Source organism: Bacillus cereus group sp. MG16 (assembly GCF_040459875.1).
Classification (GTDB): domain Bacteria; phylum Bacillota; class Bacilli; order Bacillales; family Bacillaceae_G; genus Bacillus_A; species Bacillus_A paranthracis.
Genome location: NZ_JARVHE010000002.1, coordinates 97,955 through 121,939, shown reverse-complemented (window position 1 = coordinate 121,939; position 23,985 = coordinate 97,955). Strand labels below are relative to the sequence as shown.

The following is a 23,985-nucleotide window of genomic DNA, read 5'->3' as shown; positions in this document are numbered from 1 at the left end:
ATTTGCTCCCTTCAAAATATCTTATTATTAAAAGGATAAATTATTTTACCTAATTTTTCTTATCCAATATCACCTTTTTTCGATATTCTTTAGGAGATATGCCAACATGTTGCTTAAACATTTTGCTAAAGGATACAGGATTTTGAAATCCAAGTTTAAAGGTTATATCGGTCATATTATTACTTAATTCTGATAATAGTTGTTTTGCTTTTGTTACTCTAAACTCTGAAATATGCTGATGAGGAGTTTTACCATATATTTGTGTGTATGTTCTTAATAAATGATTTGGAGATAGACAAGAAATTCGTGCAATGTCATTTAATTTAATAGTTTTGTCATAATAAGCTCTTATGTAATCATGGGCTATACATATCCTTCTATATAATTCTTCACGTGTAGAGGTCCTTATTGCACTTAAAGATTCAACTTCCTTGTATGTATTAAAATGTTCATTCAAAATATATTGCATTAACTTATGAAATTGTTCCTCATAACCAACAGAATTAATTTCGAGACTAGGTAAAATATGTTTGAAAGTTTCAAGTTGAAAAGATAAAGTATTATTTTTATGATAGGTTTTATCAAAAAAAACAATAGAACTCGTATCCATAAATGGATCGTTTAGAAGATTATCGTTTGTTTCTTTTAATGAATTAAAGACCTCGGCTTCAAACCCATCTTTAAAGAAAATACAAAAAGATTCCACATCCTTCGTTTCATCAATTGAAATTGTGTATGAACCTTTATTAAGGAGTAGGTATCTACTTTCTTCAACAGCAAACATGCCTTTATTAGTCTTATAATGGGCTTTACCATTTGAAAATGTTTTTATGGACAGTTGGCCAATTCCTTCCCAGTAAAATTGGTCACTTTTTGCATGTAAAACGAAATTGGTAGAATCATTTTTTGACATAATACACTCTCCATAAGTGGCGTCATTATTTTTTTAACTTTATTATACATAATAATGGAATCTAAGTATGAAAATATATATTATCAATCTAAAACAGTACGGTGGATATGCGTATTGTAAGTGTTAAACTTAAACAACTTATTGTAATCTTAACGTATCCTTATTGCAAATGGTGACAGCTTCGCTGGTACTCACCCTAATATTGCCGTCTATAGCAAAAATATTCATTTTAGTTACAACCCTTAGCGTACCTAAATCAAGGATTTGAATTCCAAAAAATGTCTTAACGTGGGTTTTATGTCATTTGGTTGGCGGGACCCCATGCCCATCAACTTAAGAATTTTCACTACCCCCAAGTGACAAAAAACGTTATTCTTTCTAAAAAGCTAGCTAGAAAGGGTGACATTTTTTATGAATCTTTCGATTCAAGATGAATTACAACTATTTTCTGAAGAACTGTATCGTCATTTAACCCCTTCTCTTTTGGAAGAACTCGCAAAAGAATTAGGTTTTGTAAAAAGAAAACGAAAGTTTTCTGGAAATGAATTAGCTACCATATGTATTTGGGTAAGTCAACGTACAGCGAGTGACTCGCTTGTTCGACTATGCAGTCAATTACATGCGGCCACAGGCACTCTTATGAGTCCAGAAGGACTCAATAAACGCTTTGATAAAAAAGCGGTTGAATTTTTGAAATATATTTTTTCGGCATTATGGAAAAGTAAAATCTGTGAAACATCGGCCATTTCAAGCGCGGCGCTCACGTATTTTCAACGAATTCGTATTTTAGATGCGACGATTTTCCAAGTACCAAAACATTTAGCCCATGTATATCCTGGATCAGGTGGTTGTGCACAAACAGCGGGTATCAAGATTCAATTAGAATATGACTTACATAGCGGACAGTTTCTAAACTTTCAGATAGGTCCAGGAAAAAATAATGATAAGACCTTTGGAACAGAATGCTTAGACACATTACGTCCAAGCGATTTATGTATCCGTGATTTAGGTTATTTTTCATTAGAAGACTTAGATCAAATGGATCAACGAGGTGCTTATTATATATCCAGATTAAAATTAAACCATACCGTGTATGTAAAAAATCCGTTTCCAGAATACTTTCGAAACGGAACCGTAAAAAAGCAATCACAGTATATCCAAGTTGATTTAGAACATATTATGAACAATTTAAAACCCGGTCAAACATACGAAATAAAAGAAGCTTACATTGGAAAGAATCAAAAACTATTCACACGTGTAATTATCTATCGTTTAACAGACAAACAGATACAGGAACGTAGAAAAAAACAAAGTTACACTGAAAGTAAAAAGGGTATTACATTTTCAGAAAAGAGTAAACGATTAACGGGTATCAACATATATGTCTCAAATACGCCTGAAGGAGTTGTTCCGATGGAACAAATACATGACTTTTACTCCCTTCGCTGGCAAATAGAAATTATTTTTAAAACGTGGAAATCCTTATTTCAAATTCATCATTGGCAAACTATCAAAAAAGAGCGATTAGAATGTCATGTGTATGGAAGACTTATTGCCATCTTTATCTGTTCTTCTACGATGTTTAAGATGCGTAAACTTCTTTTGCAAAAGAACAAAAGAGAATTAAGTGAATATAAAGCCATTGGGATGATTCAAGATCATGTATCGCTGTTATATCAAGCGATACAGAGAAACACCCAAAATCTAACAAAGATTTTAATCCGTTTGTTCGACCTCCTACAGAAGAATGGACGGAAATCTCATCGATATGAGAAGAAAACTATCTTTGATATTATGGGTGTTGTCTATGAGTATAATGGGTTTGGAAAACAAAAGAAAGCTGCATAATTTTTAAAATGAAACTCGTTAGAGTTTATTTGGTGTGTGTACTTTTCAATACCAAAAGTACATTACGTGTTTTTTAGTTTGTTTGAACGAAAGTTCATTTTGTTTTCGTTCTTAAGTTGATGGGCATGGGGTAGCGTCAGGAAAATGCGGATTTACAACGTTAAGGAAACCAAAATATAAAAAGTCTAATTTCTCGGTGTTATAAGTGAAAAATTAGGCTTTAGTTACTTCATTAAAGCGCCTGATTGTTGAAGACTAAAGTTTATATTCACCAAGAAAATTGATGTGCTCTTATCCTAACAAATTTTATTTAGGACTTACATGTATGCCTTCACGCTCTCGCCAATCTGCGTAAAGTATACGCTTTACATTATCATATCCATTGGTAGTTAATTGGTTATCTAACCACTGTTGATCAAATCCGAGTTCATGTAAATTATCCCATAAAATTTCCCCATCTATAATTAACGATGTTGGGAGGTCTACTGGACTTTCTGGAAGATTGAGATCTGGTTTTTGATACTTGGATTTTAATAATAAACTTATTTGCCCATTAGCTTCCAATATACCGTATTTGACTTCGCGAACTGAAAAGACATTATTTTGACGGAGTATACTCAATACTTGATTTACATCCAATTTGTTCTTTGTAAGTAACTTTCTGTCCATAACACCATCTCGAATGATGATGTTAGGATTGCCTAATAAGAGAGAACGTGTCGATTTATTTTTTAGAGTCATAAACTCTATTCCCAACATAAGAAACGTCCACAATCCGATGGCATATAAAAAATGAAAAATCCCTACCTTATCTTCATAAATGTTATTTCCTAAAAAATCTCCAAGTACTAACACAAAAACTAAGTGAAACGGGGTTTAACTGATAGATGGATGTTCTGCCTGTTATGATAATGATAAAAAATAAAGTTGCAAAACCTACTATGACTTTGATTGCCAGTAAACCCCAAAAAACTTCACCCAAAATTTATTCCTCCATTTTATATTTCACTCGATTTCAAAAATCCTCATGTTTTAAAATATTTATATTACAACATGTAAGCTAATTAAAATCAGAAAGATAAATAATACCGGTTTTTTCAACTTATAATAATGGAGAAAGCACGCGAGCACCCTGTTCAACAATGCGCTCGGTCAGGGATCGTTGCACCAAGTCTTCAATTCTTAATGGTACAGAATCAGTAAGATCCCTCTCGAACTGCTCTGTGAGTTCCCTTGTCACATCAGCACTGTACACGACTTGACACACCTCATAATTCAGGCGAAAACTTCTCATATCATAGTTTGCTGAGCCTACGGCAGCAATCTCCTCATCGATGGTCAACACCTTCGCATGTATCATTCCTTTGTCGTACTGGTAGATTTGAACTCCAGCTTCTATAAGTTCTCCGTAATAAGTACGGCTTGCAAGACCCACGATTTTTTGATTATTGTGGCGAGGAACCAGCAATCTTACACGGACACCACGAGTTACTGCTGTCTTTAATGCCATGATAATATCCGTTTCTGGTACAAAATAGGGTGTTGTTAAATCAATAGTCTTGGTCGCCTGTGTTATACATATAAAGTAAGCTTGCCGAATGACTGGGGTAGGAATTCCAGGGTTTCCTTCCAACGTATGGATATACGCTTTATGCAATGTCCTAGTTTTTCCGGATATGTCCATTTTTTTATCATCAAGGGTGCTCAACTCTGATCCCAATTCGGCTGACCATTTGGAATGATCTGCTCTGCCGATTGAATTGATTTTCGTTACCTCTGATTTTGTTTTCAAATTTGTTTTTGATTTTATCCTTTCCGGCACAGCGATTTCCCAATGAACATCAAAAACAGTCTGCAAGTCGCCTGTTGCTTCCCCTATAATTTGCAAATGAGTGTCCCTCCAAAATCCTACGTCTGGCTTTAATCCTGTATATTCATACCCAACGTTCATACCGCCAGTAAAGGATTCCTTTCTGTCAATCGTCACAATCTTACAATGATCCCGATAATTCCAATTGGACAAAATCCAGGGAAATCGCAGAGGAAATATTGTCCTACATTCTATCCCTGCTTCAACCATCTGCCGGATTTTTTCACGCGGGAATTTATAACTCCCCAAGCTATCTCTCATAAAACGAACCTGCACTCCATTTAATGCTTTTTCGATTAGCAGTTCTGTGATTCGATTACCAATTTGGTCGTTCCGATAGATGAAATATTCCAGATCAATGGTTTCTTGGGCTTTTTGCAGGGATACAAGGAGTTGATCATATTTTGCTATCCCATTGTTAAACACTTGGACTTGGCCCATTCGAAGCCCATTCACAGTGAAATGCCGTAAAGCATTGGCAATTACCGATGCTGAAGCACCGAATGTCTCAGGTAATTTGTTAGATTCATTTTTAGAACAGGTCAATCTTTTTCGATGAATAAACTTAGGGTTTGATATGCTAAGATATAGCCAGAAACCAATGACAGGTAAAAAAAGGACGATTATTATCCAATTCAAAGCCTTGGCAGGCCGACGAACTTCCCAAATTGCTATGAATAAGATAAAGAACGTATTTAACAGGTATAGATAAAAAATCCACTCCAACTGGAATCCCTCCTTCTGTTACTCTTAATATGTACAAACTATGTAACCAGTATACGTATGGAATATGAAGGGATTGTCTGTTATATATTATGGACTACCTTTATAAGAACTTGTATAAGATATTAAGAACGAAAAAAAGAGAATTAAGGTTGGGAAAGTTCTGACATCAAGAAAGGCGTAATGATCTGGGCACTGTCCTAACTAGAGACTTAGTGATTTTGAAAATTACCATCTGGTAAATTCCTAAATATAGGTATAATTTTTTATAAATTTGGAAAATGAAAGTGGTAAATGCAATAAGAAGTAAATAAGAGAAAACATTAATTTATATTGGGAGGAAATCGTCTTAAAATTAGTCGTTAACATCTTTTTTGTTAATGGTTAATGAATGATCGGTATCTCTAACAGCAGCATAAAAAAAATCTTTGATTTGAAGATATCCCTTTGCCTTTAGTTCTTCCTTTAACCACTTTTCATTTTTGTTGATAAATTTTAATTTACGCTTTTGCACTTTCCCTTCAATGACAACGGCTATGGGTAATCCGCGGTATTCCACTTTCATATGTAAATCTTTTGGAGTAATAGGAACTAATTCTTTTCTTGGAAAAATGCTAATTTCACCTGTTGCTTCCAAAATCGCATATTCATTATCGTGAATATCCGGATATCCTGTTGTTCTTAAATTAGACAACAGCTCAGGTAAAGGATATCTACTTTCCTTTAACTTTCGATTAAGATAAAAAAAGAATCGCTCCAAAATCATGAGGGGTAAGTTGGGCTAGAGCTGATTTCCCTAAAATATTTACTGCTACAATAAACACAATATAGATAAAAATAACTTTAACTAAAAAAATAGACACTTCTAACACCTCGTAAAAAAATTCACCTAGTCCGAAATTGGACTAAGGTTTTTAAACTTATTTCAATTAAAAATGGTATCTTTTTTTCGTCATGTATGAATCTAAGCTAAATCCTTATCCTTTTAAAATAGGGGTCACTTTATCAATGGCTTCTTGTAATTTTTCACTGTTTAACCTATACATTTGTTTGGCGTCTTTTGATTCCGTTCCAAGAGCAAATAGTTCTAAGTCTGCTTGACATTTTTTCAAGGTTGAAAGAATTAAGGGTCTTTCTTGTGGGGGTGCGACTTGTAATTTATCGTCAAACAGATCAATCGTTAACTCTCCGTAAGAATTAACCTGTCCCAGAAATACATTTTCAATCGTTACCCCTAGTTTTTCTAATTCAGTTTGTAGCCAAGCCCGACTTCGTCCAATCGTGGCTAGTGGTTCATCCATTATTGTACCATCCATAATAATGGTCTGAGGCTCCTTGATTGAAGCAACCTTCAAGTTTATATCCTTTGCTGTTAAAAAGGTTGATTTTCTTTCTTTAGCATCGCAGATAAATCACCTGTTGCCTCTAAAACAGCAAATTCTACATCAGAGACTTGAAAGACATCCTTCCTGCGAAGGAGATCTAACAGTTCATCTGTCGTATATCTTTCCTTTTTTAAATTATCTTCCATAATCTTCCCATCTTTGATAAATACAGTTGCTTTTCCTTCTATAAAATTGCGAAAACGTTTACTTTTTAATGAAATTAAACCAGCGAAAAAGGGAATAGCCGCAAAAATGACAATTCCAATAATTCCGTGAAAAATGTTCCGTTCAAGTCCTATAGCCACTTCTGCACCAATATTCCCAATAGAAATACCGGTGACATATTCAAAGAAAGTTAGTTCGGAAATTTGCTTTTTCCCTAACCATTTTGTAATGAAAAATAAAACAGCAACAAATAATGCTGAGCGTACAGCTATATCTAACCATTCAGGCACTGCTTACACCTCCTGTAAATATAGTTTTTCTAGAAACCTTTGTACTGAAGTTCCTCTCCTTCTAGTTCTCCTACTCTTTTTTTTAAATCTTTTGTTACTTCGTATACTACCATCATAGCCTCATGCAAAGTTCGCTTCGATTCATCATCAAGAGTCCGTAATGCTAAACTTGAGAGACTTGCTTCTACCCCTCTTAGACTGGCAAAACACTGTTTAACATCTGATCCTACTGTCATCCTAATTCTCCTTATCCTTTTGGCTTAAAAATTAAAGCTCCTATCATGCCGAAAACAATGGCAGCTGAAATACCAGAACTAGTTACTTCAAACATTCCTGTCAGTACACCAACTAACCCATGTTTTTCAGCTTCCTGCATCGCACCATGAACAAGCGAATTCCCAAAACTTGTAATCAGAACGGTAGCCCCTGCCCCAGCAAAATCAATCAAAGGCTCGTATAGTCCAAATCCATCTAAAAGCACCCCAATCACTACAAGGGGTACCGCCAGCATTTCGGAAAAAAACCACGCTAAGAGAATTTATCTAAAAAAGAGCCGAAATTTACCCCGTTAAGAGTAAATTGGCTCTTTAATATGTAGAGGGTGCATAGAAAACTTAGAGGGTTATTAATTCTGTGTTTATTCGAGTTTTCGTTGATTAATTGCTCGATAAAGAGAACCTTGTGATACACCAGTTCCTTCTACAATTTCTTTAATAGGGGTCCCGTCACATGCCCATCAACTTAAGAATTTTCACTACCCCCAAGTGACAAAAAACGTTATTCTTTCTAAAAAGCTAGCTAGAAAGGGTGACATTTTTTATGAATCTTTCGATTCAAGATGAATTACAACTATTTTCTGAAGAACTGTATCGTCATTTAACCCCTTCTCTTTTGGAAGAACTCGCAAAAGAATTAGGTTTTGTAAAAAGAAAACGAAAGTTTTCTGGAAATGAATTAGCTACCATATGTATTTGGGTAAGTCAACGTACAGCGAGTGACTCGCTTGTTCGACTATGCAGTCAATTACATGCGGCCACAGGCACTCTTATGAGTCCAGAAGGACTCAATAAACGCTTTGATAAAAAAGCGGTTGAATTTTTGAAATATATTTTTTCGGCATTATGGAAAAGTAAAATCTGTGAAACATCGGCCATTTCAAGCGCGGCGCTCATGTATTTTCAACGAATTCGTATTTTAGATGCGACGATTTTCCAAGTACCAAAACATTTAGCCCATGTATATCCTGGATCAGGTGGTTGTGCACAAACAGCGGGTATCAAGATTCAATTAGAATATGACTTACATAGCGGACAGTTTCTAAACTTTCAGATAGGTCCAGGAAAAAATAATGATAAGACCTTTGGAACAGAATGCTTAGACACATTACGTCCAAGCGATTTATGTATCCGTGATTTAGGTTATTTTTCATTAGAAGACTTAGATCAAATGGATCAACGAGGTGCTTATTATATATCCAGATTAAAATTAAACCATACCGTGTATGTAAAAAATCCGTTTCCAGAATACTTTCGAAACGGAACCGTAAAAAAGCAATCACAGTATATCCAAGTTGATTTAGAACATATTATGAACAATTTAAAACCCGGTCAAACATACGAAATAAAAGAAGCTTACATTGGAAAGAATCAAAAACTATTCACACGTGTAATTATCTATCGTTTAACAGACAAACAGATACAGGAACGTAGAAAAAAACAAAGTTACACTGAAAGTAAAAAGGGTATTACATTTTCAGAAAAGAGTAAACGATTAACGGGTATCAACATATATGTCTCAAATACGCCTGAAGGAGTTGTTCCGATGGAACAAATACATGACTTTTACTCCCTTCGCTGGCAAATAGAAATTATTTTTAAAACGTGGAAATCCTTATTTCAAATTCATCATTGGCAAACTATCAAAAAAGAGCGATTAGAATGTCATGTGTATGGAAGACTTATTGCCATCTTTATCTGTTCTTCTACGATGTTTAAGATGCGTAAACTTCTTTTGCAAAAGAACAAAAGAGAATTAAGTGAATATAAAGCCATTGGGATGATTCAAGATCATGTATCGCTGTTATATCAAGCGATACAGAGAAACACCCAAAATCTAACAAAGATTTTAATCCGTTTGTTCGACCTCCTACAGAAGAATGGACGGAAATCTCATCGATATGAGAAGAAAACTATCTTTGATATTATGGGTGTTGTCTATGAGTATAATGGGTTTGGAAAACAAAAGAAAGCTGCATAATTTTTAAAATGAAACTCGTTAGAGTTTATTTGGTGTGTGTACTTTTCAATACCAAAAGTACATTACGTGTTTTTTAGTTTGTTTGAACGAAAGTTCATTTTGTTTTCGTTCTTAAGTTGATGGGCATGTGACGGGACCCCTATAAGTTCTTTTTTAATAGTAATAATGCAATAAGGAGAAAATTAACTTTCTTCTTATTGCATTATTGCTGGCTAAGTAGTTTAGAGTTTCTTGTCCTAAGTACAAAAAGTTTAGACTTTCATGTCCCGTTATTAAGACAAGAAAGTACCTACAAAGTTTATGATAAGGACTATTTTCCAACGATTGTTCATGAGATTTTAGTTTAGAGATTCATGTCTTTGTACATTACAGAAGCAAATCCATGTGATCTTATGGGTACGTGTAGGTTTAAATGTAGGTTACTTTTCTACTCTGTAACAAGTTTAAATATATAGTATATAAAAAATAAACAAGATAGATATGCTAGTCTATAGCTACTAGTGATTGGGTGTGTAGTAGGTATATATAAAGAACCCGACATTTGTGCCAGGCTCTTTTGGGTTATATTTGAGATTAGAGTTTGTTAAATTTAGTCTTTATTTCTTCTTTTTCTTTTCGCTCATCTTTTGGTGTACGCGTGAAGCATACGGAAATATTCTTTGTACCAATAAGCTTATGAGCATCGGGTAAAAGTTTTTCCGTTTTCGCTTTATTTTCTAAACTCCGTTTTTTTCCATTTAAATCATTATTAAGGAAACTGCGAAAATATATTTTGTCTTGTTCATTATCTTTACTGGTAGGAAATGAATATGAACAAGCCAATCTATCCTTAAGCAGAATATTAGCTTTTGTTGGAATAGCGTTATGTAGAGCCTTGAAAAAATATAGTGGTTTAAAAGGACCGTTTTTATTATAATCAATTTCCAGGAACTCACAAAGTTTTTTGTATAAAATCTTATTCAGATCTGCTAATGGTAAGTGAAACGATTTGTAATTTTCTTCATTTTTGTATATTAACGGTAATTCCAAAAATTCGTTAGTGCCTCTTTTAAATAAGCCCAATGTGTATACTTTATTTGCTGTATCATCATAACTTTTTTTATCATCTATATCCCTTCCAGCGGCGTATTAGTGTTGATGGGGCATTTTCTTTTACAGGTTCATTATGACATATTTTAGTTATTGATATCATTAGAATAAAGAGATTATTTTTTAATGAATTAACAAATAAAAACCCTCCATTATCAGGAGGGTTTTGCTTTCTAAATAATTTACTTTTAAATTGTAGTCCTAATATTTTATTGTAACGGTCCTAATAACCCCATAATTTCTTTGGCTTTTTGGTTTTCAATGCTATAGTAAATTTCTAATCCTTGACGATTACCTCTTATAACCTTCCCTTTCATTTTAGATAAATGTTGGGAAACTGTTGATTGTGGAATGTTTAAAATTTCGGTCATTTGGGTTACATTTAGTGTTTTATGTTTAGAAAGCTCACTGATCAGTTTTAAGCGCATTGGGTGTGCCATAACCTTTAAAAGCTCTACATCCTCTTCTAAAATCGTATTTTCTACGTGTTGATTCGCAAAACTTGTCATAGTATCTTCTCCCCTTATTTGTTCTCTTCTCTTCTAATGTCATATAACTTCTGTAATACCTAATATCATTATATTTGAATGTTCTTTGTGAATTATAATAACTAAATTATACAATATCAATTTGTGTTAGTAGTGTAGTTAATGTGTGGTTTGTATGAAGTTTTAATTTGTAATGGTCTGAATGTAGCCTATTTATTAGACGGGACAAAATAATAAAGTATTATTAGGTAATAATATTTAAGTCATTAAGTATACAGGTAAGATTAGATTAGACTTGAATTAATACTTTACATAAACCATAACTAATTAAGTTGCCAAGCTCCTTTGCTTATTGCAAACTTTATGTTGTTTTCCGTTTATTACTAATTTTAGAATTACGTAGATATTATAAATTTCCGAATCTATATTTAACTATTTTAATGTTTATATATTAAAAAGTTTAAGGATATGTGTTATTATTTATATTGCAGGAATCATAGCTACCCTGCTTTTTTTAGTTACTAAGGAGGAGTGCAATGATGAGAGTTTTAATCGAGTTTTTGTTATTTATGTGTTGCCTTGCTTCTATTTTTCAGCTTGCATTGGTAATTAGACGTTATATGGCCATAAAAAAAGATTGGTTATTATGTAAAACAAAAGTCTTTAGTCAATCATGTGTGACTGGTTGTTATATTCTAGCTTTTTTTGTATTGAGATTCTATTAAGAACCTTTTATATAAGAATGGATACTAATGAATTTTAATTACCTTAGAACAAAAAAAGAACTTAGAAACCATAATACATAAAGGTTATAAGTTCTTTTTTGCTATTGAAACATTAAGTTACTGGCAGGTTTATTATCCATTTTACGAGAGTTTACAATTTCCGTATTACTCCCTCATTAATTCCAGTCATATAATCTCCATACATATTCCTTGCGAAAAGCTCGTTTTGTACTCCTAATTCCCATTTTTCGTTTGTAGCAGCTGCAAGATAAATAAACATATCTTTAACATGTAATTCAGTCTTCTTTTTATCATAATTGTCATAATTACTAAAGGAACTTATATACCTACAATACATCTCAAACAAGTGAGTTTCATCAAAATAAGTATCTCCTATGACACTGTAAACATGATCATTTCCAAAAAGGAACTCTGTCATTTTCGATATTAGGTCAAATTGATGCTCCTTTAGTACAAACCATTCTGCACCAAGGTGCTTAGTTTTTTCTGGTTCTGATTTATCATAACGAACTGCAGATGCAAGTTTAGAAATGTAGCTTCCTGTTATCACCACTAGCATATCTGCTAATTGTAATCCAACAAATTCTTTAGAATCCTTCTCTTCCATTATATTGCCAAACCCAATATTCTCAAATGGCTTAGAAGGTATTCCCTGATCAAGAATTAGTGTAGATTGCTCAGGTTCCCATATACCGTGTAACTTATTCTCACTTAACCATAAATCAACATCAGAGCTTACCTTTTCCCAGTCAAATGATACTTTTTCAAATACCACATCATTAGCTAATTTCTTCCCATTCCCAATGTCCTTTATCATTTTTTTGTAATATGCTATTTGGTTCCTCATTCTAGCAATATTCTTATGTTTTGCCACAAATTCTTTCAAATCTTTTTGAATAGAGTATAGTATTTCATTGATTGTTTTTTCTGGATCAAAAAGATTTCTAATAACCTCTTCAGATGCTTCTAATTCACAATATTTTGTGAGACTGTATTTAAACAAAATAGCAGAGTCGATAAATCTTTTTGCTTCCAGTTGGAGAATCCACTGTGTAAGTCTAGCATCAATAACCATCGACATTTTATTTACTGAAAATAGTAAGTTAGAGACATTTGCATCTAGTAGCATGTTAAATAAATTTAAATAAAAACTACTATTTACTTCTTTCATACTTGCAACGCCGAAATTGAAATTGCCTTTTAGAATATCAATTCCTTTTAGCTCTTTCTCAACTTTATTTTTTTGTCCGCTTCTATAGTTTTCAACCAGTTCCAGGTATTTTTTGTTAACATTTTCTAGGGAATCTTCTGGAATATAAAGTACATCGGCTACATAAGAACGCATTAAATCATCACCTAGATTTATTCTTCTATCGTCACGGTATGTATTTGGAATTCTGATTGTTTCTTGTGGTCCTTTTTCATCAATAAACACTTGTCCCATTGTTAATCATCCTCTCTTCTACTTAAGTCATTTAATTTTTACTACAATGTAAATGGATAAATAGTACACGCTAAAATTACATTTAACGTTTTTTCTTAATGTTAGTATCTACAAATATATTATATATACGATATATGTGTTTTGTATGGATTTACTGTAAATTTTTTGGTAAGTTTTCACAAAAGTAATCTATATAAAGAAAGCCTTAACTCTAATTTTTATGAATATGCGTATAGTTCAAAAAAGATAAAAGCCCTCCTGTGAATGGGAGAGCTTTTATCTTTCATATAAGTGAATCCGATTTTATGATTTTAAAAATGAATGTCGTCTGTTATACCCCTATAACGCTGACTTCATTATTATACTAATGTATATAACGGAAATCAATATTATAGTAATAGGTAGATTCCCCTGCTGCTCATCTTTTTAATAATAATAGTAACATCATAAAAATTATATTTAAATATATATAGTTTTACGGTTTTAATTATTATATACTTATACAAGTGATTTAGCTCTTTATAAGAGTTGAAATTACGTTATATATAAGGAGTGGTTTGAATGAAAAACAAATTTGTGCGTATGATCATGTTAACGCTGGTAATGATAGTATCAATTTCAGCACTTGCAGCATGTGGAAATAATCGTAACCCTGAAGAAGTTGCTACAGCGTATTTCGAAGATGCAAAAGAAGGAAATGTCAAAGATTTTGGCGAGTTATTCACTCCTGAAGCGAAGAAAATCGTTGCTTTTGTGGGCGGAAATGCAGACCTAATGAAATCAGTTAGCAAGGATCTTAAAAGCTATAAAATCCGAAAAGTTGAAGAGAAAAATGAAATTGCTACAGTAACTGTTGATGCTGTATATAAAGATAATCCTAAAAAAGTAATCGTAATTGAACTAGAGAAAACGGATGATGGTTGGAAAATTAGTAAATCATAAAAAAACGGTCTATAAGAATTCTAGACCGTTTTTTTATTCCCTCAATCTTCTTCTTCAAAATCACGTAAACTAGCAAGTAATTCTGTAAATGTTGAGCAAATAGGATATATTGCTTCCTTTATGTCTTCTTCCTCATGATCCCAGAATACGATTGATGGTGAATCACTCGTATTTCGGTAATCGAAGCATAAAAGATTACCGAATGGATCTCTAGCAAAAGGATAAATTTTATGAGGTAATCTATCTTTCGTATTATTATATGTTTCTAGAATGGAGTATTTTTTATTAGAATCTAGGGTTAAAAGATTATTGAGTGAATTTTCATCTTGATTTGGAATATTAAAGGTATCTGGCGTAGGATATCCACCATCATACTTTTGTACACACTCTATAAAATCATTAGGAAATTTAATATTAAAGTATTGTTCTAATTGTTTAATTTGGTCATTTGTTATTTTGTTCTCATTTGTATTGATCCATGTAATGTGATTCATGACTAAGTACCTCCCTATTTATCGCTATCTTTCCCCCAAATTTTATATCCACCTGTATGACCGGTATCATGATGAGTCTGATAATCTACAAGTTGCATTCTCCCAGCATCTTGATGATGATGCCATGTATAATGCTCTGGCGTTTTCCCTATTTTAAATAATTGAATTTCTTCCTCTGTGAATTTTAAGGCTAATTCAGGATTTTCCATTATTTGTTCATATAATGCTTTACTACACTTTCTAGACTGTGTTGTTCTAGACTTTTTGAAATCTGCCTCTTTTAATAGTACCTCCCCTTTTGATTCAAAAATAGGAAATCCGTCAGCATCGTATGGAATTCCTGTAACTGGGTGCTTGTCTCCTGCTAAGTCTCCTTTTCGCAAACGAATTGTTTTTGGACCATTCGCGCCTTCATAAGTATACGTAGCTGCTTTCTGTAAATATTGTTGTGTACTACCGACACCTGCATATGAGAGATGATTACCACCCTTAAATTCATAATTATTTAATATATGTAATGCATTTCTGTATGCCGGGGAATTAGTTATAAGAGATTTCCCTTTAGTCAGCCCTGTAATAGCAGCTACCTTCCCAACTTGTCCTGCTTTACTAAGACCTTTATCACCCAGAAGCCCGAGTCCTAACGTTGCTATACCATAAGCCAGATAATGCTCTCTACTTTCCAGATCCCCATTCCAAAATTTATTCATAAATGTATCTGATACAGTGTTCCATGCAGCAGGAATAGTCTCCCTATAGTTTACAATTGCGTCTCGCATATTCAACCAGGTTTCTTTATCACCTAAGGATATCAGTCCTTCCCACGCATCCACTGCACCATCTACAAACCCAGTAGAAATACCAGTCCACGCAGCATTTAAATCTTTTTCATTGAAAAATGACTCTTCTGATTTTGGAGGGAGTTTTCCACACATGGCTCCTTCTTGAATATCAGAGTCAACTAAATTTCCTCCATACAATTCATCCGCTTTTCGGAATTTAACAGCTGCACGTTCTAATTCTACTGCGATTTTATCTAATTCTTGCAAGATGTTAAACATCATTGGCTTTGCTTCATTAAACATCTGATAAAAACGTTGACTGCTTGCTCCGCTCCACTGAGAAGCTATATATTCAGTTTGAGAGTATAAATCTTTATGTATATATTCTAATGATGATCTCGTATTTCTTACTGTTTTAGCAGCTTGTTCTAATTGTTCCGGTGTTACCTTTATTTGCGTGCTCATTCCATCCCTTCTTTTCTTATATATTAAGAAAATTATACCATATCATTATTTCATTAATGGTTATCATTTGAAAATATCCATTCCTAAAAGTGAAACGATATCCCATCATAAAAACAACCCTAATTCCTAATGAGAAATTTGGGCTGTTTCTGTTATAAATATGCTTTGTTTTATATTTTGTTTAGACTTATTTCTTTCATTACTGTCAAAGAATCTTAGTTATCTCAAAATTTCTAAATAAAAAAAACGGCATAAACCCCTAAAATAATCGATTTTTCTAAACTAGCACTATATTAAAATTGTTAGTAAAATATTCCATTTATCTAATAATTTGTTATAATCGTATTTAACAAGAATCATTGTTAGTATTTTACAAATTTATGATGTATTCTCCTATCCAGAAAATGAAACATAATGCTACAAAGCCAACAAGATTTATCATTACTTCCTTTTTTGTAGGTCTGTCTCTAAATATAAAAGCAGATAAAAATAACAAAAACACCATTCCATACAACCACCAAACTGTACGAGATATGCTAAACAACCCTATAGACAGTGCAACTACAAAAATCACATAAATACGTTCATTTTTTGAAGTAATCTTACTAAACATATTGACTCCTACCTCCTATTTTTAGAAAATAATTACTTTTCAGATAATGACTGTATAATATATTGTATAAAATTTTTTATGCAAATGAAAGGGGATTATTATGAAAAAAACATTATTGGCTGGAAGTTCATTGGTTTTATTACTAAGCTCAGGGTTTGCATTTAGTTCAACAACGCAAGCAGCAGAGAACAAGGAAGGAAATTCACCTACAGTTTCTTACAACCAGGATGTATCAAAAGAAAATAGAGCAATTGATATTAGTTCATTACCTCAACAAGATTTAGACTCTTTATTCCTAAATGGACAAGCTCCATTGAATCCAATAACACCTAAAGATTCAGATCAAATTCAATATGTTCACCCAACAGCTGGTACATTCAACTGGAAATATGTAACGACAACTTATGGAAACAATGTATTTTATAATGCCTCATATCGTTTTATGGTTAACGCAGCTATAGCAGGTTTAGGTGCTGGAGTTATAGCGAAAATTGGCAATGCTTTTGCTTCTGGTGTAGCAGGGTATGTAGTAGGCGGTCTTTCTCTTCCTAAGGGTAAAAACTATTGGTGGACTGTACAAAAATGGCAGGATCAAGATGCATACAATGTTTATGTTAAATACAATATTAAGGTTTATTCTGATTCTGGACGTACTAAATTAGTTGATTCCTATAGCGAGCAATTTGCACAAAGATATCGATAAATTGTTTGCTGTAAAATATATAAAAGACTATCTATCAAGAGGGTTTGCTTGTTTTGAAAACAAGCAAACCCTTCACTATAAAACTACTTTTATTCTTTATATCATTTACATTAGGAATCACTGTATAAACCTCTAAATTTAGCCCCTCATATTTCCAAACGTTGACCAAAAAATAAAAATATGGTATGTTTACTTTAGATTAGTTATATATTGAATGCATATTCAGTATATATAAAGTATAGTACTTAACTGAATTGCATAAACTAAAAAAGACGAGATGCTGTCAACATCCCGTCTCATAACTGCTACTGTCAAGGTGGCCGTTATTATGCATTATCTTTTTCTTTTAGACCCTCGCTTGTACTTTGGTCGGTGAAGCGCGGGTTTTTTGTTGTCTTTTTTTTCGAATTGCTTTTTCAGTGCGTATGCTGAAACTTCACGCACAACTGCTCTTGCAATTTCTTTTAAAAGTTCAAACAAAAATTCCATGTTATATCACCCCCTTTCCTTCCAAATGGAAAGAAGGGATAATAACAAGCCCACCTTCACACGATATACAGTTATACTTCTATTTTACCATACTTCAACACTCTAAAATAGAAAATCTGTCCAATTTTAGTCTGTATATAATCTTTGAGTTAATGAGTTTTACAAGAAATTAGTTTACTATAATTTAAATATGTATACTGTATTTCTTTGATTTTTCATAATTGTCCTTAGTTTTATATGCTATTTTTTGAGAATATAAATTTCAAATAAAAGTTGTATATTTTTTTGATGTGTTCCGCAATGTATCTCTGCCTAATCCTCTAACTTACTCATTTGCCTACTAAGTTTCAGATGAAATCTTTATATTTATAATCCTGGTATCATTATCTCTTATATCTCACATCTTTCTTTTCACACATTTCTCATTTTAAATAAAGCGCACTTGTAATTATTCATTGTCTCTTCCTCTATTTTCTAATTTATATATATTAACCCTTTTTTTTGTAATTGTAGTGATTTTTTCAGTGATGTCCCCGAAAAACGACCTCTCAAAATCATCTGTAATCATTTTTAAAACTTCAGATAATGCAATTACACTTGAAAGATAAAAAACTTCTTAGAAACAAAAATAGATCCCTTATAACGTTTTTTCGTTTTTTAGGGATCTATTCTCTCTGGGATTTCTATTCTTCTATGTCTTCTTTTACTTCTGCAGATAAAATGTCTTCAGCAAACTTCTTGTAGCCATTATACCCTTTCTTCGCAGCCTTTTTCTTTATTGCTTCTACTACCTTTTCATCAAGATAGAGACTTAAATGCTGCTTTTTTTCTTTCGATTCCTTTTTTGATCGGTTTTCAATTTTTCCTTTGAAAACTTCCAAATCCTTTTTTAAGTACAATCGTTCAGTAGATTTCCCTTTAGCAATCTCTTTAAAGGGCAATATCCCATCTTTAGCGGCATTATGAACGTAAGTCTTAGACTTATTTAGAAATTCAGCTGCTTCTTTTAATGTTAAAGAGTCTTTGTATAATTCCTCTAACTTTTTTACATCTTTTTTCTCAAAGCGATATCCGCCATCTGCTTTCCAGGTAGCCAGATTGATAGGTTCGATCTGTTTATATTTAATTAAATAGCCTAATTGATTTTTTGTTAAACCTACCCTATCGCATACCTCTTCTAAAGATAAATAGTCCATTTCTCACCTCGTCCGAAACTTTCATTCTAGCTGTTGTTTAAATTTTCTTAGTTGATACTTTGTTAAACCTGTTTCTTTTACTACATCTGTAATTGAGTACTCCTTATACTGCAGATACTTAAATGGATTCTCCATATAACGTTCTCGTACTTTATTAAATGTACTCTTTTTCGATAAAGAATTCAATTGCTCTCCTTTCTCTCGGATGGAATCGAAAATGGGACAACCTTTACAATGTTTGTAGTTTCTCTGTTTTGCCTGTTCTTGCTCATCTGTACAATTCACTGATAGGTTGTTCAGAGGGCAAATTGAACAATGGGTATCTTCTAAATTATGGATTTCTTGTAAAATTTTCAGACGAAGACTAGTCAAAAAAAATCTCCTCCTACCGCATTTGGATTGAAATGTACAAAAAAAATCAATTAAACATTTCTATTATACATTACCTAGACAGAAACGTTAAATTTTAATTCGAAAATATTTATTTAAACATTTCATTTTATACCACAATAAATAATGCATTTATTGTGGTATAATTAGAACTATAAAATTTTATATAAAAATATTTGTTTAATATTTCATTCTATAAAAGGTTGTGTTTAAATTTGAATATTATAAATTACGAACATAATAACCAAATTGTAAAATCAAAATCAGATTTTTTTGATAGCAGTCATTTTGAAAAAATTATGGGTTTGGGTATCCGTAATATTGACTACTCCCAATTAAGTGAAGAATCATTAGTTTATTTATTTTTACACGATGAGCCTTCTTTAACGAAAAATAGAAGTGAGCGAACAAAACAACAGTATCTGCACGATCTTTCTCATTTTCTTCGCTACATAAAAGAAGCAATCGGAACCATCCAGGAGTTATCCCATAATGACATGGAAATCTACTTCTATGAATTAAGTAAGAAATATGCTGCCACTACATTACGTAAAAAGAAAACAGTAGTTCAGCAGTTTTTAAAATATGTGTATGATAATAACGGACTCTCAGACAACTTTAGTAGTCGCCTTAAAAAAGTATCCGTAAAAAAAGAAGAGCTAGTCAATCGTGACCTTTATCCAGAAGAAGTTACCCAGATATTAGATGAACTGAAAAAATCCAACTATTTTGTTTACACTGCATTTTTCCTGTTAACTACAACAGGACTACGAATCGAAGAAATCGCAACTGCTAAATGGGCAAATTTGGTCTTTCATTCATCTTTAAATGCCTATCTACTTCGTGTAGTTGGTAAAGGGAATAAAAGTAGGGAAGTTCGTATCTTTGAAGATACATTGGATGCTTTATGCCATGTTCGAAGTTTACGTAAACAAACAACAAAACTAGATGCATCGAATACCTCCGCTTTTCTCCCTAAAGCTGATGGATCAAATTATAGAGCAGACTATCTATCTTCTCTTGTGGCAAAAAAAATTGAAGAAACAAATTTAACTTTTCTGCGCTATCGACAGGATAGAATTACTCCTCACACTTGTAGGCACTTCATGGCTAATTACTTAATGGAAAAGGGTATTGAATTAAAAAAAATTAGGGACTATTTAGGACATGAGTCTATTATGACGACGGAACGTTATTTAAGAGAACGTACAAGACGTCAAAACTTGGCCACAATAGATATCGGAAATTCATTATTTTAGTAAGTATATATAATAGGAAGATTCTCGATTCGATGTGTCGATTTTAGGAGTTAAAATTTCAATTCAATTCGGTTCTCGTTTTCAGTTTGTGAATTCTTCACATACATTTCACGAATTTCAAAATCGATATTTAGGAAATATCCCTAAAAACAACAAATGCGATTGCCTCTACTGAGACAATCGCATTCGAATTATTTAAGGCTCAACCCATTCCACTTCCAGGATCAGCCATTCTAGCTAATAATTGTTCTGAATCTTTTTTCACTAATTTGTTTGGTTGCTCTTTACTACCAGCAGCGGTGTAAACAATTCCTGCCGCTAAAACGATACTTGTTAATATAAATAATATTTTCTTCATATAGCACCACCTTCGTACATTATACCATTTCCATTAAATTCTACCACTATTTTTTTAGGGAATCTACAATAGAAGCGATTCCCAGCGCACTCTAGTAGCATAATTGACTTTTCAATTAAAGAAATATCATTCTTTGCTATCCCTAAATAGCAATATTGCATCGGTGTGAGCATACCATTTTTCTTTTCTAAATCACTCAGGATTTCAACTGCTTTCTTGTGATTCCCTCTAATAATTTCTAAAAAAGATTTTTCTGCAGAATGATATATATCAATATTCTCCAATTCTTGCTTATTCACTAACTTAATAAAAGCATAGGTGTTAAGAATTGATTGCTTTCTTTGTTTTTCCCTTTCAAAATTACATGGTCCTAACTGCTTTAGTGCCTTCTTCATATACCAAGATGCACTATCATAACAATCAAAGGTATATGATTCTGCTATATAAGCAAGTGCTGATGCTCTTAAAAGGTGGAAACAATTTTTAGGATCATCTATCGCTAAAATTTCCTTACATAATTTCCTAGACATTTCAAGGTTATCTTGTACTAAATAGGCATACGCTAATCCTTCTTTAATCCTACCTAAATAAGATGACTTAATAAAACTATCGGTAATTGCATTAATATCTGGAAGCAACATCTCGGCATACTCGAACAGAGAATTCTATTTTTCTAAATCATACATAGTGTAGTAAGTTAATATACCACATAAGACCTTCATCTCGATTGTCTTAATTATCTTACTCCCCTTATGGTCTTCAAGCCTGGATAACAATTCCTGCTTTTTAATCGTCCCGTTACTTCTAAGTAATACCATTTCATATACATAAGCCCACTCTCTATTCATTGCGAGTGAAGATTTTCTCTCTCGATCTACCAATAACTTGAGAAGTGATAAGTCACCTTTTGCATTCGCATATTCCATGGCAATCCTCAAGTTTTTCTTACTTGTTGTGACAGAACAGAAAGTGTGTAACATCTTTCTCTGTTTATGAAAATCACTCGGATATAATATATTAAGTAACTTGATTAAATTCCAAAATCCAAATTGGTTTTTTCCAGTTAAATTTTTAGAAAGAGTTCCAGGAGAAATACCAACTATTTTAGCAATATCTTCTTGATTTTTTCTTTGGAAATCAATTTCATCAATAATTCTACTCAAGAATTTCTTTAATGTTTGTCCCAAAGTCTTATCTTCTTTCTTAAGCATTTCGTTCATATTATTTCCCCTTCTAAATCTAAAAAAGAATACTGCAATATCTCTTATTATATTATTTCACCCTAATGTTAGCATATGGTATTTTACCATAAGCATATCAAAAAATATGTTATTTGTAGTCGTTATAATATTATAACTGTATATGCAATTGTGCATAAGTGTATCAAACGACAAATTAAAAGGAGTCGAAGATGTTCGACTCCTTTTTTACTTATTTTTTAATTTCAGCAAACTTATAGTTAAATTCTCCACCAAAGTCATTCGTTACAATTCCGTTAATAGAAGAACGCTGTAAGTATGATCTGCCTGATTGATAAAATGGTGCGACTGCTCCATCTTCTAATAATATTTTTTCTGCTTGTTTCATTGCCTCCCAACGAGCAGTTTCATTACCAGCTAAATCTGTTTTCACTTGATGAATTATTTCATCATATGCCTGATTTGAATACTTATCAAAGTTATAGCTACTATCTGTCGTGAATATATCTAAAAATGTGATTGGATCAGGAATATCGGGAGCCCATACATCAATACCTAAATCATAATCCCTATTCAGCAGCAATTGAATTTGCTGTTTGCGTGGCTGCGGTTTAACATGCACCGTTAACCCCTCTAAGTTCTTTTCTAGTTCACCTTTTAAATACTCCGCATTTTTCTTGGCTATTGCATTATCACTTGTTAGCAACTCTAGTGTTACTTGTTCTTTCCCAAGTTCTTGTTTTGCCTTCTTCCAGTTCCCTTTTGCTGTCTTCACATCATCTTTGACCAATGCTCCATTCTCTTTTCGGAAGTCTTTTCCGTCCGGTCCTTTAGCAAAATCAGCTGGTATAAAACCAACCGCAGGAAGAGAACCATTGTTCAACACAGTATCTACAAAGGCTTTCTTGTTCATTGACTGACTGATTGCCAAGCGAGCATTTTTGTTTTTTAACACATCATTATTTTGATTCATACGTAAAAACTGTACAGTCACTTCCGAACGTTCCTTGAAATCAGGATTCTTTCTATATTTATCTACAAATTCCCCTGTTAGCCCTACACGGTCAAGCTGTCCTGATTCATATAGATTTATTTCTGTTGATTTATCTTTTACAATATCAAAGTTAATCTCATCTAATTTCACTGTTTTAGCATCCCAATAATTCGAATTCTTTTTCAGTTGAAAACCTTGTTCATGCTTCCAATTATCTAACGTAAACGCTCCGTTATAAATTAATTGCTCTGCTTCTAAACCATACTGCTTCCCTTTTGAGTTAAAATATTTCTCGTTAATAGGTAAAAATGTCGCGAACGTTGTCAAGTCTATGAAATAAGGAACAGGCTGCTCTAATTGCACCTCTAATGTTTTATCATCTATTGCTTTTACCCCTAGCTGTTCTATAGGTAGCTCTTTACTATTAATTCTCTTTGCATTCTTTATATCAAAGAATAGAAACGCATATTCTGCCGCTGTATTAGGATTCACAGCACGTTTCCAAGAAAACACGAAGTCTGCAGCTGTTACAGGCGTTCCGTTTGACCATTTCGATTCTCTCAAATGAAACGTGTACGTTTTTTTATCGTCACTTACGTCATAAGATTTTGCCACACCAGGAATTAATTTATTATCTTCTCCTAGTGTATACAGACCTTCAAACACATTACGCATTACATTCATTGATTCACTATCAGTTGCCTTTGTTACATCCATTGTTGGGATCTCCGCTATATACGGTAAATTAATGGATTGTTTTGTTTCATTCTTGTCAGTTGCCTTCGCTGTGTTTTTAGTCTCTTTCTCTCCACTACAAGCAGTTAATAGAAAACTAGTACATAAAACAGAAGCAACAACCGATGTAACCTTTTTAAACATCTTAC

The 23,985-nt window shown here is 32.8% G+C and carries 20 protein-coding genes and 5 pseudogenes; 5 read left to right on the top strand and 20 right to left on the bottom strand.

All coding sequences use genetic code 11. The annotated features are described in order from the left end of the window. Window positions 1-49: 49 nt before the first annotated feature. Window positions 50-913, bottom strand: a complete 864-nt coding sequence (locus QCI73_RS28440; RefSeq protein ID WP_000041618.1) for a helix-turn-helix domain-containing protein — start codon at window positions 911-913, stop codon at window positions 50-52. Between the two features lie 411 nt (window positions 914-1,324). Here QCI73_RS28440 and QCI73_RS28435 point away from each other — a divergent pair, with 411 nt between their 5' ends. Continuing rightward, window positions 1,325-2,761, top strand: coding sequence for an IS4 family transposase (locus QCI73_RS28435; protein ID WP_001053964.1), 1,437 nt, complete (start codon window positions 1,325-1,327; stop codon window positions 2,759-2,761). 306 nt (window positions 2,762-3,067) lie between these two features. Here the strand turns inward: QCI73_RS28435 and QCI73_RS28430 are convergent, their stop codons facing one another. The 7 genes and pseudogenes from QCI73_RS28430 to QCI73_RS28400 form a co-directional block, all read right to left on the bottom strand. Next, entirely contained in the window at window positions 3,068-3,616 is a 549-nt protein-coding gene (locus tag QCI73_RS28430; protein ID WP_002029079.1) for a DUF421 domain-containing protein, read from the bottom strand. Window positions 3,617-3,863: 247 nt separating this feature from the next. Further along, a complete protein-coding gene (locus tag QCI73_RS28425) occupies window positions 3,864-5,357 on the bottom strand; it encodes a phospholipase D-like domain-containing protein (RefSeq protein WP_000454745.1) in 1,494 nt (497 codons plus the stop codon). Between the two features lie 352 nt (window positions 5,358-5,709). Further along, window positions 5,710-6,217 (bottom strand): annotated as a pseudogene (locus QCI73_RS28420) (DUF421 domain-containing protein). A 114-nt stretch (window positions 6,218-6,331) separates the two neighbouring features. Continuing rightward, window positions 6,332-7,194 (bottom strand): annotated as a pseudogene (locus tag QCI73_RS28415) (DUF421 domain-containing protein). Window positions 7,195-7,223: 29 nt separating this feature from the next. Next, window positions 7,224-7,430, bottom strand: coding sequence for a DUF1657 domain-containing protein (locus tag QCI73_RS28410; RefSeq protein WP_000215801.1), 207 nt, complete (start codon window positions 7,428-7,430; stop codon window positions 7,224-7,226). Between the two features lie 11 nt (window positions 7,431-7,441). Then, on the bottom strand, window positions 7,442-7,705 hold the full coding sequence (locus tag QCI73_RS28405) for a SpoVA/SpoVAEb family sporulation membrane protein (RefSeq protein WP_087943165.1): 264 nt from the start codon (window positions 7,703-7,705) through the stop codon (window positions 7,442-7,444). A 126-nt stretch (window positions 7,706-7,831) separates the two neighbouring features. Beyond that, window positions 7,832-7,909 (bottom strand): annotated as a pseudogene (locus QCI73_RS28400) (recombinase family protein); the annotation flags it as partial. Between the two features lie 104 nt (window positions 7,910-8,013). Here QCI73_RS28400 and QCI73_RS28395 point away from each other — a divergent pair. Continuing rightward, window positions 8,014-9,450 carry an IS4 family transposase gene (locus QCI73_RS28395; RefSeq protein ID WP_061184285.1) on the top strand — a complete coding sequence of 479 codons (1,437 nt, stop codon included), beginning with the start codon at window positions 8,014-8,016 and terminating at the stop codon, window positions 9,448-9,450. A gap of 573 nt (window positions 9,451-10,023) precedes the next feature. On the opposite strand, the pseudogene QCI73_RS28390 reads toward QCI73_RS28395, so the two are convergent. From QCI73_RS28390 to QCI73_RS28380, 3 genes and pseudogenes are all read right to left on the bottom strand, one after another. Next, a pseudogene (locus QCI73_RS28390) lies at window positions 10,024-10,566 on the bottom strand (DUF6037 family protein); the annotation flags it as partial. 182 nt (window positions 10,567-10,748) lie between these two features. Further along, window positions 10,749-11,048, bottom strand: coding sequence for a transcriptional repressor PagR (gene pagR / locus QCI73_RS28385; protein ID WP_000200275.1), 300 nt, complete (start codon window positions 11,046-11,048; stop codon window positions 10,749-10,751). 855 nt (window positions 11,049-11,903) lie between these two features. Continuing rightward, window positions 11,904-13,217 (bottom strand): hypothetical protein, encoded by a 1,314-nt coding sequence (locus tag QCI73_RS28380; RefSeq protein WP_000531859.1) that lies wholly within the window; start codon window positions 13,215-13,217, stop codon window positions 11,904-11,906. 561 nt (window positions 13,218-13,778) lie between these two features. Here QCI73_RS28380 and QCI73_RS28375 point away from each other — a divergent pair. Beyond that, window positions 13,779-14,159 (top strand): DUF4878 domain-containing protein, encoded by a 381-nt coding sequence (locus tag QCI73_RS28375; RefSeq protein WP_000790845.1) that lies wholly within the window; start codon window positions 13,779-13,781, stop codon window positions 14,157-14,159. A 41-nt stretch (window positions 14,160-14,200) separates the two neighbouring features. Here the strand turns inward: QCI73_RS28375 and QCI73_RS28370 are convergent, their stop codons facing one another. The 3 genes from QCI73_RS28370 to QCI73_RS28360 all read right to left on the bottom strand — a co-directional run bounded on the left by QCI73_RS28370 (window position 14,201) and on the right by QCI73_RS28360 (window position 16,513). Then, window positions 14,201-14,653 (bottom strand): SMI1/KNR4 family protein, encoded by a 453-nt coding sequence (locus QCI73_RS28370; RefSeq protein ID WP_001015690.1) that lies wholly within the window; start codon window positions 14,651-14,653, stop codon window positions 14,201-14,203. A 14-nt stretch (window positions 14,654-14,667) separates the two neighbouring features. Further along, window positions 14,668-15,900, bottom strand: a complete 1,233-nt coding sequence (locus QCI73_RS28365) for a WXG100 family type VII secretion target (protein WP_000107160.1) — start codon at window positions 15,898-15,900, stop codon at window positions 14,668-14,670. 370 nt (window positions 15,901-16,270) lie between these two features. Next, window positions 16,271-16,513 carry a hypothetical protein gene (locus QCI73_RS28360; protein WP_000491739.1) on the bottom strand — a complete coding sequence of 81 codons (243 nt, stop codon included), beginning with the start codon at window positions 16,511-16,513 and terminating at the stop codon, window positions 16,271-16,273. 100 nt (window positions 16,514-16,613) lie between these two features. On the opposite strand from QCI73_RS28360, the gene QCI73_RS28355 reads away from it, so the two are divergent. Then, the gene (locus QCI73_RS28355; protein WP_000751950.1) at window positions 16,614-17,216 is read left to right on the top strand and encodes a hypothetical protein; all 603 of its coding nucleotides are present in this window, start codon (window positions 16,614-16,616) and stop codon (window positions 17,214-17,216) included. A 333-nt stretch (window positions 17,217-17,549) separates the two neighbouring features. Here the strand turns inward: QCI73_RS28355 and QCI73_RS28350 are convergent, their stop codons facing one another. The 3 genes from QCI73_RS28350 to QCI73_RS28340 form a co-directional block, all read right to left on the bottom strand. Continuing rightward, on the bottom strand, window positions 17,550-17,705 hold the full coding sequence (locus QCI73_RS28350) for a hypothetical protein (protein WP_000394773.1): 156 nt from the start codon (window positions 17,703-17,705) through the stop codon (window positions 17,550-17,552). A 683-nt stretch (window positions 17,706-18,388) separates the two neighbouring features. Beyond that, the gene (locus tag QCI73_RS28345) at window positions 18,389-18,901 is read right to left on the bottom strand and encodes a helix-turn-helix domain-containing protein (protein WP_000386112.1); all 513 of its coding nucleotides are present in this window, start codon (window positions 18,899-18,901) and stop codon (window positions 18,389-18,391) included. A gap of 21 nt (window positions 18,902-18,922) precedes the next feature. Further along, a complete protein-coding gene (locus QCI73_RS28340; protein ID WP_000202840.1) occupies window positions 18,923-19,273 on the bottom strand; it encodes a zinc-finger domain-containing protein in 351 nt (116 codons plus the stop codon). 233 nt (window positions 19,274-19,506) lie between these two features. Here QCI73_RS28340 and QCI73_RS28335 point away from each other — a divergent pair, with 233 nt between their 5' ends. After that, the gene (locus QCI73_RS28335; protein ID WP_001021536.1) at window positions 19,507-20,550 is read left to right on the top strand and encodes a tyrosine-type recombinase/integrase; all 1,044 of its coding nucleotides are present in this window, start codon (window positions 19,507-19,509) and stop codon (window positions 20,548-20,550) included. Window positions 20,551-20,752: 202 nt separating this feature from the next. On the opposite strand, the gene QCI73_RS28330 is transcribed toward QCI73_RS28335, so the two are convergent. The 3 genes and pseudogenes from QCI73_RS28330 to QCI73_RS28320 all read right to left on the bottom strand — a co-directional run bounded on the left by QCI73_RS28330 (window position 20,753) and on the right by QCI73_RS28320 (window position 23,980). Continuing rightward, window positions 20,753-20,908: a hypothetical protein gene (locus QCI73_RS28330; RefSeq protein WP_000721800.1), complete on the bottom strand. Its 156-nt coding sequence runs from the start codon at window positions 20,906-20,908 to the stop codon at window positions 20,753-20,755. Beyond that, window positions 20,905-22,128 (bottom strand): annotated as a pseudogene (locus QCI73_RS28325) (AimR family lysis-lysogeny pheromone receptor). Before QCI73_RS28325 ends, QCI73_RS28330 begins: the two are co-directional and overlap by 4 nt. A 211-nt stretch (window positions 22,129-22,339) precedes the next feature. After that, complete coding sequence (locus QCI73_RS28320) at window positions 22,340-23,980, bottom strand: peptide ABC transporter substrate-binding protein (RefSeq protein ID WP_076872739.1); 1,641 nt, start codon at window positions 23,978-23,980, stop codon at window positions 22,340-22,342. Window positions 23,981-23,985 lie beyond the last annotated feature (5 nt).

Coding starts and splice junctions, on each gene's coding strand:
- QCI73_RS28440 (WP_000041618.1), bottom strand. CDS start 913: ATGTCAAAAAATGATTCTACCAATTTCGTTTTACATGCAAAAAGTGAC.
- QCI73_RS28435 (WP_001053964.1), top strand. CDS start 1,325: ATGAATCTTTCGATTCAAGATGAATTACAACTATTTTCTGAAGAACTG.
- QCI73_RS28410 (WP_000215801.1), bottom strand. CDS start 7,430: ATGACAGTAGGATCAGATGTTAAACAGTGTTTTGCCAGTCTAAGAGGG.
- QCI73_RS28405 (WP_087943165.1), bottom strand. CDS start 7,705: ATGCTGGCGGTACCCCTTGTAGTGATTGGGGTGCTTTTAGATGGATTT.
- QCI73_RS28395 (WP_061184285.1), top strand. CDS start 8,014: ATGAATCTTTCGATTCAAGATGAATTACAACTATTTTCTGAAGAACTG.
- pagR (WP_000200275.1), bottom strand. CDS start 11,048: ATGACAAGTTTTGCGAATCAACACGTAGAAAATACGATTTTAGAAGAG.
- QCI73_RS28380 (WP_000531859.1), bottom strand. CDS start 13,217: ATGGGACAAGTGTTTATTGATGAAAAAGGACCACAAGAAACAATCAGA.
- QCI73_RS28375 (WP_000790845.1), top strand. CDS start 13,779: ATGAAAAACAAATTTGTGCGTATGATCATGTTAACGCTGGTAATGATA.
- QCI73_RS28370 (WP_001015690.1), bottom strand. CDS start 14,653: ATGAATCACATTACATGGATCAATACAAATGAGAACAAAATAACAAAT.
- QCI73_RS28365 (WP_000107160.1), bottom strand. CDS start 15,900: ATGAGCACGCAAATAAAGGTAACACCGGAACAATTAGAACAAGCTGCT.
- QCI73_RS28360 (WP_000491739.1), bottom strand. CDS start 16,513: ATGTTTAGTAAGATTACTTCAAAAAATGAACGTATTTATGTGATTTTT.
- QCI73_RS28355 (WP_000751950.1), top strand. CDS start 16,614: ATGAAAAAAACATTATTGGCTGGAAGTTCATTGGTTTTATTACTAAGC.
- QCI73_RS28350 (WP_000394773.1), bottom strand. CDS start 17,705: ATGGAATTTTTGTTTGAACTTTTAAAAGAAATTGCAAGAGCAGTTGTG.
- QCI73_RS28345 (WP_000386112.1), bottom strand. CDS start 18,901: ATGGACTATTTATCTTTAGAAGAGGTATGCGATAGGGTAGGTTTAACA.
- QCI73_RS28330 (WP_000721800.1), bottom strand. CDS start 20,908: ATGAAGAAAATATTATTTATATTAACAAGTATCGTTTTAGCGGCAGGA.
- QCI73_RS28320 (WP_076872739.1), bottom strand. CDS start 23,980: ATGTTTAAAAAGGTTACATCGGTTGTTGCTTCTGTTTTATGTACTAGT.